This is a genomic window from Mesorhizobium sp. P2_E10 (genome assembly GCF_056404235.1).
In genome coordinates this window covers 543632-556229 of the sequence record NZ_JBFUEK010000003.1, presented here as the reverse complement: position 1 = coordinate 556229, position 12598 = coordinate 543632, and the positions used below count along the sequence as shown (strand labels likewise).

The window sequence follows — 12598 nt, the reverse complement described above, 5'->3', positions numbered from 1 at the left end:
AGGGCCCCCGCGCTTTGAGTCCTCGTTCCATGCATGTCGTTTTGCCAAAACCGCTGCGCACTTTCCGGCGACATGCATTGCATTGACCTGCGGCAAATATTTAGGAAGTTGACAGGATCGGCAGCGGGGAATGCACCATGCGCATCAAGCAAAGAGCGAATTTGCTAGGCCTGTGTTCGGTGGCCATCTTTCTGCTCGCATCGATCGTGTCATCAAGCGCGGAATCCTATTCCAAACTGCAAAGCGACGGATACAAGACGAGCAAGCTGACGCACGGTGCATCGGGCTCGCTGGGCTGGATCGTCTCCAATGGCGAGAAGAAATTCTTCTGCCGGATGCGGGCCGCGCATGCCTATGTAGGCAAGAGCGGCATGGTGGGCTTTACCTCTTCAGGCCGGCAGATCGGTTTGAACCGGAAAGTGTATGAAAAATATGCCGGCGGATTTGATCAATCCGCCTCACAACTTTCCGACTTGAAGGCTGGCAGACCCAACGCGCGGGATGTCGGCAATTGCAGCCCGGCGAAATGAGCCGAGCGCGTTTACCAGCCCACCAAAGCATTGATGAGGTGCTCGACATGGCCGCCGTCGCGATGCTCGCGCACGTCGAAAGCCACCTGCTTCGCCTCATACTGGGCATAGACGGCCGCGATACGCCGCCGTGCCTCGTTGCGTGTCCTGTTGCAGAACGGATCGCCGGCAAATTTCAGGCCGCGAACCGATTTCTCGCTGGCCCGCATCATCTCCCTGGCGATGCGGCCATGGCTCTCTTCATGGGCGCGAACGCCAGCAAAAAACCGGTCCCAGCGCCTCTGCAGCGCCGGCGTCGCGGTCGAGGCGACGTGAGGAAAAGTGTAGGTGAGATTGAGCGTTCCATTGGCCTGGCGCAGTTGGCAGGCGCCGTTGCTGTGGCTGACGTCGAAGTCCCAATCCACAGTGTAGGCGGTCTGCGCGATGGCGCGGGTCATGAAGCCGTGCTTCGGACCCCTGCGGTCCATGGCCACGACCAGCCCGGCACCTGTGGTTCCGGTGATGTCGTACGTCCGTGTTTTGATCAGCACCTTCGTGCCGGCGGAGGCTGCCGGCGCCAAGCCACATGCGGCGCCGATCGCTAAAAGGCACGTCAGAACTGCCAGTCGCATGGTCGTCTCTCCGTGTCGGCAGAGAAAGAAACACATGCAGGCGGCAGTTTCAACAGTCCTGGTGTCTCACATGCCCTGATAGACCGGGCCTTCGCCGCCCTGTGGCGGCACCCAGTTGATGTTCTGGTTCGGATCCTTGATGTCGCAGGTCTTGCAGTGGACGCAGTTCTGCGCGTTGATGACGAAGCGCACATCCTTGGCTGCGGGGTCGGCGGCAGCGTTGCCGTCCTTGTCGACCCATTCGTAGACGCCGGCCGGGCAATAGCGCGTCGAAGGCCCGGCAAAGACATCGTGCTCGGAGCGCTGCTGCAGGGCCATATCGCCGACCAGCAGATGCACCGGCTCGTTTTCCTCATGGTTGGTGTTGGACAGGAACACCGAGGACAGCCGGTCAAAAGTCAGCACGCCGTCCGGCTTGGGATACACGATCTTTTCGTGCTTGGCGGCCGGCTCCAGCGTCGCATAGTCGGCCTTGCCGTGCTTCAGCGTGCCGAAGGGCGAGAAGCCGAACAGCGTGTTCAACCACATGTCGAGGCCGCCAATGCCGACGCCGATGATGGTGCCGAAGCGCGACCATAGCGGCTTGACGTTGCGCACCTTCTTCAGGTCCTTGCCGATGTCGGTCGCCCGCCACGCCGCTTCGTAAGAAGCCAACTCATCATTGGCGCGCCCGGCGCCGATCGCCTGGGCAACATGCTCGGCCGCCAGCATTCCCGACAGTACGGCATTGTGCGAGCCCTTGATGCGCGGCACGTTGACGAAGCCCGCGGCACACCCCATCAGCGCACCGCCGGGGAAGGAGAGTTTCGGCACCGATTGCCAGCCGCCTTCGGTGATGGCGCGCGCGCCATAGCCCAGCCGCTTGGCGCCGGCGAAGGTGCCGGCGATTGCCGGATGGGTCTTGAAGCGCTGGAACTCCTCGAATGGCGACAGCCAGGGGTTCTTGTAGTTGAGGTGGAGGACGAAACCGACCGCCACCTGATTGTCCTCGAGATGATAAAGGAACGAGCCGCCGCCGGTCTTCATGTCGAGCGGCCAGCCGAAGGAATGCTGCACCAGGCCTGGCTTGTGGTTCTCCGGCTTGACCTGCCAGAGCTCCTTGAGGCCGATGCCGTATTTGCCGGGCTCGCGGCCGTCGGAAAGCTTGTATTTGGCGATCAGCTGCTTGGCGAGCGAGCCGCGTGCACCTTCGCCGATCAGCACATATTTGCCCATCAGCGCCATGCCCGGCGCAAAGCCTGGACCGTGCGAACCGTCCTTCTCGACACCCATGTCGCCGGTGACGACACCGGTGACAGCGCCGGCCTCGTTGTAGAGCAGGCCGACTGCGGCAAAGCCCGGATAGATCTCGACGCCGAGCGCCTCGGCCTTGGTCGCCAGCCAGCGGCAGACATTGCCGAGCGAGACGATGTAGTTGCCGTGATTGTTCATCAACGGCGGCATCAGGAAATTGGGCAGACGGAATGAGCCGGCAGGCCCGAGCACCAGGAAATGGTCGTCGGTGACCGGCGTCTTGAAGGGATGTCCCTCGTCCTCGCGCCAGCCCGGCAACAGCCGGTCGATGCCGATCGGATCGACGACGGCGCCGGACAGGATGTGGGCGCCAACCTCGCCACCCTTTTCCAGCACGACGACGGAAAGCTCGGGGTTGACCTGCTTGAGACGGATCGCTGCGGCCAGCCCCGCCGGGCCGGCGCCGACGATGACCACGTCGAATTCCATGCTTTCGCGTTCGATATCGCTCATCAACCCCTCCGCGCTGGCTTACTGCACTGACGCATCTTGCTGGCTCATGCGCTGCATAGCGCATCAATCCGCGACAGGAAACCGGCGCGGACGTGACAATGCCGATTTCGCCAAAAAGTCGCGGATAACATCCGTTTCGTCCCCGCCTGCAAGCAATTCCCACATTTTAATTGTTCGACGGCTTGGATATCGGCCATACTTCGCGCCATGCGCATTCCTGAGCCATCCGGCTTTTCATCGACGCGCTTTTTTTCCACGCCCGGCCGGATTTGCCGCGTGCTGCTTTTGGCCCTTTCGACGCTGGCGCCCATAAGCGCCCATGCCGATCAGGTAAAAGTGTGGGCGACCGGAGCCTATTCCTTTTCCGATGAGCTTGGCGGCTTCCGTATCACCGGGGCTTCGGGCACCGGCACGAAGGAGGATCCGCTGGTCATCACCGAAGAGCTGAATTCGGCGACGCCGGTAACGCTGACCATCCGCACGACGAAGCCGATCCAGGCCTTCGGCGCTGCCGGCGATTTCGCCAACGGCGTCATGTACATGCGCATCGACGTGCTCAACAACAGCGGCCAGGCCTGGGTCGAGTTCCAGTTCGAGCTGCAGGAAATCCTCGACCGGCCGAGCGTGTTCGGCGACGGCCTGTCGTTCGACCAGCGCAACAAGACGCCCGACAACATCCGGTCGAGCAGTTTTGCCGATTTCGACCGCGACTTCGAACCCTATGACCGCTTGCTGTTCAAGAGCGGCAAGATCGACCCGCTGAAGACCGGCAGCTTCGAATTCCTGATCACCGACTACACGCCGCGCTGGACGTTCTATCTGGTGCAGGATCCGCGCATACCAACTGGCTGAACTTGCAAATTGCCGCTCGCCGGACGAATGTGCGCGGCATGACTGCCGCCTCCCCCAACAGCCCGACCGACATCGCCGACATCCTGGCCTTCTACGCCAGCGCCGGCGTCGATGAGGCGCTTGAGGAGCAGCCGGTGAACCGGTTTGCCGAGGCGGCGCCGAAGCCGCCTGAGCGGGCACCGGTGACAGCCGCGCCTGCCGGTGAGGCCGCCCCACAGCCACGCTCGACGAGCCTGTCGCGTGGCGAAGCCAGCAGCTTGCCGGATGCGCCGGTGCGCATGCCAGCCACCACGGTGCCCGACGAGGCGCAAGCGGCACTGGCGCGGCAACTGGCGACAACGGCCAAAACCCTTGACGAGCTTCGCCAGCAGATGGCGGCATTCGACGGCTGCAATCTCAAATTCACCGCCAAGAACCTGGTGTTCGCCGACGGCAATCCTGACGCCTCGGTGATGCTGGTCGGCGAAGCGCCCGGCCGCGACGAGGACCTCGAGGGCCTGCCCTTCGTCGGCCGCTCGGGCCGGCTGCTCGATCGCATCCTGGCAGCCATCGGCCTCGACCGGACCTCGGTCTACATCGCCAATGTCATTCCCTGGCGTCCGCCGGGCAACCGCACGCCGACACCGCACGAGACCGAGATCTGCCGCCCGTTCATCGAGCGGCAGATCGAGCTGGTCAATCCCAAGGTGCTGGTCAATCTCGGCGGCCCTTCCGCAAAAACCTTGCTCAACACCAGCGAAGGCATCTTGCGGCTACGCGGCAACTGGCGCGTCCACACCACGGCTTCGGGCATTGCCATTCCGGCCATGCCGACACTGCATCCGGCCTACCTGTTGCGGACGCCCGCGCACAAGAAGCTGGCTTGGCGGGATTTTCTTGAGGTGAAGGCGAAACTGCGGTCGCTGGGAGAATAGCCAATCTTCTCAGGGGATTTGTCCCTAGAGACAGAGGGCGCGCGAGGAGGAACGCCGGCCTCTGCGGTCGTGCTCTTACCTGCCGACTCCGCTCTCTGACAGCAGGAACGTAATCTGAGCGAAGCAGAGCACCAAGCCTAGACGTGCCAGCCATTTCCCTGCATTCGGCGCTTTCGCATCGATAGCAAATGCGATCGCAAAGAATACGAGAGCCTCTGCGACAAGAAGGTAGTCGAAGCCGCCGATGGTCAGCTGCACAGGCAAAGCGAAAAGAAGGGCGACAGGAAGAACGAGCCAGCCCAGTAAATAGGCAAAGCTCTTGCCGAGGACGGCAAGCAGAGCCGAATAGGCCGCCAACGCAGCAAGATAACGACCAACTCGCCCCACATCACGCCCCTGCAAGAGCAGCGAGAATGGCATGTTGGCGTTAATGAAGCGCAGCAGCGTGAAGGCGCCCCTCACCCGGCCGGCATTTGGAAAGTTCGGATTTAGCCTCGGCTGTCCTCTTCCATGACCTCGGAGGTAATGGAAATGGAGCTGGTTCCGGCATAGTTTGCCTCCATGACAACAGCCCAAACCTCCGCCGGCAGCCTTATCCGCGAGTGGCGCACGCGCCGGCGCATGAGCCAGCTCGACCTCGCCATGGAGGCCGAGATTTCGCAGCGGCATCTCTCCTTCGTCGAGAGTGGCCGCGCGGCGCCCTCGCGCGAGATGGTGCTGCATCTTGCCGAACAGCTGTCGATCCCACTGAGGCAACGCAACCAGCTGCTGCTGGCGGCGGGCTTTGCCCCGAGCTTCGGCGAACGGTCGCTCGGCGACGCAACGCTGGCGCCGGCTATGGCGGCCGTCGACATCGTGCTCAAGGGGCATGAGCCGTTTCCGGCGCTGGCCGTCGACCGCCACTGGAACCTGGTTTCGGCCAACGCCGCCATCGGTCCGTTCCTGGCCGACGTGGCTGAGCCTTCGCTGCTGACGCCGCCGGTCAATGTGCTGCGGCTCAGCCTGCATCCCGGCGGCATCGCGCCGCGCATCGTCAACCTCGCGGAATGGCGCACCCATCTGCTTGAGCGGCTGAAACACCAGAACGATGCCTCCGGCGATCCGGTTCTTGTCGAGCTGGAGCGCGAGCTGCGAACCTACCCGTCCGGCTTGAAAGGCAGCCGGCCGGCGCCCGTTGAGCCGAACGCCATCGTGCATCCACTCAGGCTTGCGCATGGCGATCAAGTGCTGTCGTTCATCAGCACCGTCACCGTCTTCGGTACACCGCTCGACGTGACGCTGTCGGAACTGGCGATCGAATCTTTTTTCCCCGCTGACGAACAGACAAGGGCAGTGCTTGTGCGATTGGCGAAGGAGAGGGCCGAACGGTCCTGATTGGCGCCTTATATCCGTGGTGTTCGGTTCAATTAGAAACCCCACACACAGTGAAAGTAATTCCCAGCCGTTGAGCTGCGAGCAGCGTCAGAGCGAATATCATTGCCAACGCAATGCTCGCCAAAAATCCGAAGGCCCCGTATTTGAATGTTCGTCCTTCGGTCGTCGCCATTTCCCTCCACAGGAAGGCACCGTGACCGATCCTCCAGAAGTCAGAATCTTCTTCATCCCAGGACTGTCTGAGAATTACCACAGCCAGAGAAACCCAAGCCGTGGCAAATGATGCAAGGACGAATCCTGCGAAGAGATACGCTCCTGATATCGCGAGAACGCAGATCACATAGCTACCCAACCTGTTGCGCCGTTGCTGTCATCATACACCAACGACCATGCCAATCACTCCGGAGGCGGCGCCGCCTTTCGGGTGCGGGTGCGCTCCAGGCCAAGCTGGCGCTCGCGCCAGATGATGAAGATGCCGGCGGCGACGACAATCACGCCGCCGACGAGCGTGTTGATGGTGGCGACATCGCCGAAGGCGAAATAGCCGACGACAACGCCGAGGATCATCGAGGTGTATTCGAACGGCGCCACGACCGACGCTTCGGCATGGCGATAGGCTGCCGTCATCAGGATCTGCGCCAGCCCGCCACAGAAGCCCGCGGTGACGAGCAGACCCGCCTGCAGCGGCGTCAGCGCCTGCCAGCCGAAGGGCAGCGACAGCAGCGCCATCACACTTGCCGTCGCCGAAAACCACAGGACGATGGTCGCCGTCCTTTCGGTCTGGACGAGGTTACGGACCAGCAGGATGGCATTGGCGGAAATCGCCGCGGAAACAAGGGCGGCGATGACACCGATCACTTCCTGGTCGCCAAGCGCCGCGCCCGAACTCAACAGCGTCAGTTCCGGCCAGGAGATGATCAGCACGCCGACGAGACCAACCGCGACCGCGCTCCAGCGATAGACGCGGATGGCTTCACCGAGAAAGAGCGAACTGAACACCACCACCAGCAAAGGCTGCGCGTAATTCAGTGTGATCGCATCCGGCAACGGCAGCCTGGTCAACGCAAAGAAGCCAAGCCCCATGGCGCAGACGCCAACGACGCCGCGCGCAATATGGTTGAGCGGACGTTTGGTCGCAAACGCCGTGCCCAGTTTTCCCCTGAAGGCCAGAAAAGCAATGATCGGGAAGATGGCGAAGAAGGAGCGGAAAAAGACGATCTGACCGGCAGGCAAAGTGCCGGCCGCCTTGATGCAGGTTTGCATGCCGACAAAGACCGCCACCGACATGACTTTGAGCATGATCCCGGTCAGCACGCGACCGGGATGATCGGACAGTTTCTCGGCCGCGTGGCCCCCCGGCCTCGCTGTCACTGTCTTGTTGCTTCCTGGATCGCCGCCCAGATGCGCGCCGGCGTTGCCGGCATGTCGATGTGCCTGATGCCATAGGCGCGATGCAGTGCGTCGGTCACGGCGTTGAGCGCTGCCGGCGTCGAGCCGATCGTGCCCGCCTCGCCGGCGCCCTTGATGCCAAGCGCGTTGGTGGTTGAAGGCACGTTGCGGGTTTCGAAATGGAAGAACGGAAAATCGTCGGCGCGCGGCATGGCGTAGTCCATGAAGCTCGCCGTCAGCAATTGCCCGTCCTCGCCATAGATGGTGTCCTCGGTCAGCGCCTGGCCGATGCCCTGGACGACGCCGCCATGCACCTGGCCGGCCAGCAGGATCGGGTTCACGGTGACACCGAAATCGTCGACGATGGTGTAGCGGACGATCGCCGTCGTGCCGGTGTCGGGATCGATCTCGACCTCGCATATATGGGTGCCGTTCGGATAGGTGCACTCGTCCTGGACGAATTCGCCAAATCCCTTGAGATCGTCCGGGTTCTTGGCGGCCTTGGCAATGCTTGAAAAATCGATCGTGCGGTCGGTGCCGACAATGCGGGCAACGCCATCGGACAATTCGATATCGCCGGCTGAAGCCTCCAGCTCGTCGGCGGCCATGCGCTTGATCTTGTTGGCCAGATCCTCGCCGGCGCGAGACGCTGATACACCGCCGAGCGGAATCGAACGCGAGCCGCCGGTGCCACCGCCGGCCTTCAATTCGTCGGTGTCGCCCTGACGGACATGGATCTTGTCGATATCGAGATTGAGCTTTTCCGAGAGAAACTGCGCATAGGCGGTGGCATGGCCCTGCCCGTTGGTCTGGGTGCCGATCTTCAGCGTCACTGTGCCGTCGCCGTTGAGTTCGACAAAGGCCGGTTCCGAACCCGGGAAGGCGCAGGCCTCGATGTAGGTGGCCATGCCGATGCCACGGATCTTTCCAGTCGCCTTCGACTGCGCCACCCGTTCGGGAAATGCTTTCCATTCAGCCTGCTCGATGGCCCGGTTCATGTGACCTTCGAATTCGCCGGTGTCGTAAAGACGGCCGGTCTGAGTGCGGTAGGGGAATTGCTCGGGCCGGATGAAATTGCGCCTACGGATCTCTTCGACCGGCAGGCCAAGATCGTGGGCACAGGCGTCGACCAGCTTTTCCAGCAGGAATGCCGCTTCCGGGCGGCCAGCGCCGCGATAGGCGTCGACCGGGCAGGTGTTGGTGTAGAGGCCGGTCACGGACACGTCTAGCGCCTGGATGTCGTAGACTCCGGTCGACATGGTGACGCCGATATAGGGGATAAACGGCCCGTATTGCGAGACATAGGCGCCGATATTGGCGCGCAAATCGACCTTCATGCCGAGGAAGCGGCCATCCTTGTCCAGCGCCATTTCAGCGGTCACTACATTGTCGCGGCCTTGCGCATCGGTGAGGAAATGCTCCGTGCGATCGCCGGCCCATTTCACAGGACGGCCAAGCCGCTTCGCCGCCTCGAGCACCAGCGGATGTTCACGATAGACAAAGGCTTTCGGCCCGAAGCCGCCGCCGACGTCCGGCGTGATGACGCGCAGCTGGTCCTTCTTGATCTTGAACAGGTCGGCCAGGATGTACTGCATGGAATGCACGCCCTGAGACCCGGTGGTCAGCACGAAGCGGTTTTCGTCAGCCTTCCACTCACCAATCGCCGAGCGCGGCTCCATGTAGTTGCAGACCAGCCGATTGTTGACGAATTCGATGCGGCTGACGGTGGCGGCCTTGGCGAAAGCCGCCTTGGTCTTCGCCTTGTCACCGATGTGGTAGGTGAAGGCGCGGTTGGAGCCGAGTTCCGGCCAGACCAGCGGCGTGCCTTCGGCAAGCGCCGTTGCGGTGCCGGACGCGGCATCTTCGCCGTCGTAGTCGACATCGATCAGTTCGGCCGCGTCCTGCGCCAACGCGCGGCTGTCGGCGACGACGAAGGCGACCGCGTCGCCGACATAGTTGACCCGGTCGCGGCACAGGATCGGGATGTCGCGGGTCGGCGCCCTGGTGCCGTCCGGCTGTTTCTGCATGACGCCTGATTTCAGATTGCCGAGATGGGCGAGATCGGCACCGGTCAGCACCAGATTGACGCCGGGCGCCGCCCTGGCCGCATCGAGCGAGCCGATGCTGAAGCTTGCCTTGGCAACCGGCGAGCGCAGGACATAGCCGTGCAGGACGCCTTGCGGCTGGATATCGTCGGTGTAGCGGCCCTCACCCTTGATGAAGGCCTGGTCTTCACGACGCAGCACAGAAGCGCCCATGCCGAATTTCGGTGTGACCACGGTCATGCATGCCTCACGATGATGATTGGAAAACGAACGCCTGAAATAGGCATTGCCGCAGTTTTGTCGAGTGACCGTTTCGTGTAAAGAGCGCGGACTTCAACTTTTTTGGACCAGCGGACGCACTTTCCGCCACGGAAATCGACAGGAAAACCTAGGGAATGCGTACCGATACCGGCCAGGTCTTCAAGCTCGAAGACTATCGCCCCAACGATTATCTCATTCCGGAAACCAGCCTCACTTTCCGCCTTTCGCCAGAGGCAACGCGCGTCATCGCCGTGCTGACGATCGAACGCCGCGACGGCGTGGCGGCCTTAGTGCCGCTGCTGCTGGACGGCGACGGGCTGACGCTCATTCGTGTCGCCATCGACGGCCACGAACTTGCGCCGGCCGATTTTCTGGCCACGCCGGATCAGTTGACCATCCTTCAGCCACCGGCAACGACCCGCTTCCAACTGCTCATCGAAACCGAACTGGCGCCGGCGCGCAACGAGGCGCTGATGGGCCTCTATCGTTCGAGCAACGTCTATTGCACGCAATGCGAGGCAGAAGGCTTTCGTCGCATCACCTACTTCCTCGATCGCCCCGATATCCTGTCCGTCTATACGGTGCGCATCGAGGCAAAGCGCGATGAGGCGCCGCTGCTCCTCTCCAACGGCAACCCGGCCGACAGCGGCGCGCTTGCCGACGGCTGGCACTATGCTGGATGGCACGACCCCTTCCCCAAGCCGTCCTATCTGTTCGCGCTGGTGGCCGGCGCGCTCGGCAAACTGGCCGACAGTTTCGTCACCATGTCAGGCCGCACGGTCGAGCTCGGCATCTATGTCGAGCCGGGCAAGGAACGGCTCGCCGGCTACGCCATGGATGCGCTCAAGCGGTCGATGCAATGGGACGAGGAGGCGTTCGGCCGCGAATACGACCTCGACGTCTTCAACATCGTCGCCGTGTCGGATTTCAACATGGGCGCCATGGAGAACAAGGGCCTCAACATCTTCAACGACAAATATGTGCTGGCCGACCAGGAGACCGCGACGGATGCCGATTTCGCCAATATCGAGGCGATCATCGCGCATGAGTATTTCCACAACTGGACCGGCAACAGGATCACCTGCCGCGACTGGTTCCAGCTCTGCCTGAAGGAAGGGCTGACGGTCTTTCGCGATCACGAATTCTCCGCCGACCAGCGCTCGCGGGCGGTCAAGCGCATTGCCGAAGTGCGCACGCTGCGCGCGCATCAGTTTCCTGAGGATCAGGGACCACTGGCACATCCGGTGCGGCCGCGTCGCTACCGCGAGATCAACAATTTCTACACGGCGACGGTCTACGAAAAGGGCTCGGAAGTGGTGCGCATGATCCGCACCATCCTCGGCGCCGAGACGTTCCGCGCCGGCATGGACCTCTATTTCGAGCGCCATGACGGTGAGGCCGCGACGATCGAGGATTTCGTCAAGGTGTTCGAGGATGTCTCCGGCCGCGACCTGTCGCAGTTTTCGCTGTGGTACCACCAAGCGGGCACGCCCAATCTGACTGTCAGCTCGACGCACAATGCCTCGGCGCAGGAATTCACGCTCGAAATCGAACAGTCGGTGCCGCCGACACCGTCGGAAAGCCGCAAGCGGCTGATGCACATTCCGCTGGCCTTCGGCCTGGTCGGCGCCGGCGGCAAGCCGGTTGCCTGGCGCGGCGTCGAAGGCGCTGTCGTCGAGGATGGCGTCATCCATATCCGCAAGCGCCGGCACATGGTGCGCTTTTCCGGCGTTGCCGAGCGCCCGGCGGTGTCGCTCAACCGCGGCTTTTCGGCGCCGATAACGCTTTCGGTCGAGCAGAGGGCCGACGACCAGTTCTTCCTGGCCGCCCATGACAGCGACGCCTTCTCGCGCTGGCAAGCGTTCAACACGCTGCTGACCGATGCGCTGATCGCCGCCTTCCGCCAGACCCTTGGCGGCAAGCAGACCGAGTTCACCGCCCGGCTGACCGGGCTTGCCGGCAAGATCGCCGGCGACGAGACACTGGAGCCGGCCTATCGGGCGCTGGCGCTGGCGCTTCCCGGCGAGTCCGACATTGCCCGCGACATCGGCAAGAGCATCGATCCCGACGCCATCTTCTCGGGCCGCGAGGCGCTGGCGCTGGCGATTGCCAAGGCGAACCGGGACACCTTCGCCAGCCTCTACGATCGCCTTGCCGACGACGGCCCGTTCAGCCCGGACGCGGCCAGCGCCGGGCGACGGGCGCTGCGCAACAGCTTGCTGGATTATCTCGCGCTGCTTCCGGGCGGTGCAACACTTGCCGCCGAGCATTTCCGGGCCGCGACCAACATGACGGACCGCGCCGCCGCGCTCACCGTGCTTGCGCACCGTCATCATGGTGCGCCCGAGGCGGTCAAGGCGCTGGCGGATTTCGAGGCGAAATATGGGTCCGATGCGCTGGTCATGGACAAATGGTTCCAGATCCAGGCCAGCGTACCGGGTCCGCAAACCGTCTACGCGGTGCGTGCGCTGACCAGTCACCCGGCCTTCTCGATGGCCAACCCGAACCGGGTGCGCTCACTCATCGGCACGTTTTCCAGCGCCAACCAGACCGGCTTCCACCGCGCCGACGGCGAAGGCTACCGGTTCTTTTCGCAAACCGTTCTGGAGGTCGAAAAACGCAACCCGCAGGTGGCGGCGAGGCTGGCGACGGCTCTCAGGTCATGGCGCGCGCTTGAGCCCGGCCGCCAGGCCAAGGCCAGGGAAGCGCTGCTGGCCATCGCCGGTGCCGAGAACCTGTCGGCGGATCTGCGCGATATTGTCGAGCGCACGCTGGCTTGATCCCTCCCCCTTGAGGGGAGGGTGGACAGCCGCCGAAGGCGGATGGACGGGTGGGGTCGTTGCAGCAGTGCGCGACCTCGACCAACTTCGACCGTG

At 62.9% G+C, this 12598-nt stretch carries 10 protein-coding genes; 5 read left to right on the top strand and 5 right to left on the bottom strand.

The genetic code is table 11. The features are described 5' to 3' along the window. The first annotated feature begins 137 nt into the window (after nt 1–137). Nucleotides 138–530 (top strand): hypothetical protein, encoded by a 393-nt coding sequence (locus AC1D0N_RS11540; protein ID WP_477243839.1) that lies wholly within the window; start codon nt 138–140, stop codon nt 528–530. Nucleotides 531–541: 11 nt separating this feature from the next. On the opposite strand, the gene AC1D0N_RS11535 is transcribed toward AC1D0N_RS11540, so the two are convergent. Then, entirely contained in the window at nt 542–1141 is a 600-nt protein-coding gene (locus AC1D0N_RS11535; RefSeq protein WP_477243837.1) for a DUF922 domain-containing Zn-dependent protease, read from the bottom strand. A 66-nt stretch (nt 1142–1207) separates the two neighbouring features. Further along, nucleotides 1208–2887 (bottom strand): electron transfer flavoprotein-ubiquinone oxidoreductase, encoded by a 1680-nt coding sequence (locus AC1D0N_RS11530; protein ID WP_477243835.1) that lies wholly within the window; start codon nt 2885–2887, stop codon nt 1208–1210. 207 nt (nt 2888–3094) lie between these two features. On the opposite strand from AC1D0N_RS11530, the gene AC1D0N_RS11525 reads away from it, so the two are divergent. Both AC1D0N_RS11525 and AC1D0N_RS11520 read left to right on the top strand, forming a co-directional pair. Further along, a complete protein-coding gene (locus tag AC1D0N_RS11525; protein WP_477243833.1) occupies nt 3095–3739 on the top strand; it encodes a hypothetical protein in 645 nt (214 codons plus the stop codon). A gap of 38 nt (nt 3740–3777) precedes the next feature. Continuing rightward, nucleotides 3778–4653: a uracil-DNA glycosylase gene (locus tag AC1D0N_RS11520; protein ID WP_477243831.1), complete on the top strand. Its 876-nt coding sequence runs from the start codon at nt 3778–3780 to the stop codon at nt 4651–4653. Between the two features lie 75 nt (nt 4654–4728). Here AC1D0N_RS11520 and AC1D0N_RS11515 read toward each other — a convergent pair whose 3' ends face one another. Continuing rightward, nucleotides 4729–5115 (bottom strand): hypothetical protein, encoded by a 387-nt coding sequence (locus AC1D0N_RS11515; RefSeq protein WP_477243829.1) that lies wholly within the window; start codon nt 5113–5115, stop codon nt 4729–4731. Between the two features lie 99 nt (nt 5116–5214). Between AC1D0N_RS11515 and AC1D0N_RS11510 the strand changes: the two genes are divergently transcribed. Then, nucleotides 5215–6027, top strand: coding sequence for a helix-turn-helix domain-containing protein (locus tag AC1D0N_RS11510; protein WP_477243827.1), 813 nt, complete (start codon nt 5215–5217; stop codon nt 6025–6027). 396 nt (nt 6028–6423) lie between these two features. Here AC1D0N_RS11510 and AC1D0N_RS11505 read toward each other — a convergent pair whose 3' ends face one another. Together AC1D0N_RS11505 and AC1D0N_RS11500 are read right to left on the bottom strand one after the other, a co-directional pair. Further along, nucleotides 6424–7326 (bottom strand): DMT family transporter, encoded by a 903-nt coding sequence (locus AC1D0N_RS11505; protein ID WP_477244032.1) that lies wholly within the window; start codon nt 7324–7326, stop codon nt 6424–6426. 68 nt (nt 7327–7394) lie between these two features. After that, nucleotides 7395–9701 (bottom strand): xanthine dehydrogenase family protein molybdopterin-binding subunit, encoded by a 2307-nt coding sequence (locus tag AC1D0N_RS11500; protein ID WP_477243825.1) that lies wholly within the window; start codon nt 9699–9701, stop codon nt 7395–7397. A 155-nt stretch (nt 9702–9856) separates the two neighbouring features. Here AC1D0N_RS11500 and pepN point away from each other — a divergent pair, with 155 nt between their 5' ends. Beyond that, a complete protein-coding gene (gene pepN, locus AC1D0N_RS11495; protein ID WP_477243823.1) occupies nt 9857–12502 on the top strand; it encodes an aminopeptidase N in 2646 nt (881 codons plus the stop codon). Nucleotides 12503–12598 lie beyond the last annotated feature (96 nt).

Coding starts and splice junctions, on each gene's coding strand:
- AC1D0N_RS11540 (WP_477243839.1), top strand. CDS start 138: ATGCGCATCAAGCAAAGAGCGAATTTGCTAGGCCTGTGTTCGGTGGCC.
- AC1D0N_RS11535 (WP_477243837.1), bottom strand. CDS start 1,141: ATGCGACTGGCAGTTCTGACGTGCCTTTTAGCGATCGGCGCCGCATGT.
- AC1D0N_RS11530 (WP_477243835.1), bottom strand. CDS start 2,887: ATGAGCGATATCGAACGCGAAAGCATGGAATTCGACGTGGTCATCGTC.
- AC1D0N_RS11525 (WP_477243833.1), top strand. CDS start 3,095: ATGCGCATTCCTGAGCCATCCGGCTTTTCATCGACGCGCTTTTTTTCC.
- AC1D0N_RS11520 (WP_477243831.1), top strand. CDS start 3,778: ATGACTGCCGCCTCCCCCAACAGCCCGACCGACATCGCCGACATCCTG.
- AC1D0N_RS11510 (WP_477243827.1), top strand. CDS start 5,215: ATGACAACAGCCCAAACCTCCGCCGGCAGCCTTATCCGCGAGTGGCGC.
- AC1D0N_RS11505 (WP_477244032.1), bottom strand. CDS start 7,326: ATGCTCAAAGTCATGTCGGTGGCGGTCTTTGTCGGCATGCAAACCTGC.
- AC1D0N_RS11500 (WP_477243825.1), bottom strand. CDS start 9,701: ATGACCGTGGTCACACCGAAATTCGGCATGGGCGCTTCTGTGCTGCGT.
- pepN (WP_477243823.1), top strand. CDS start 9,857: ATGCGTACCGATACCGGCCAGGTCTTCAAGCTCGAAGACTATCGCCCC.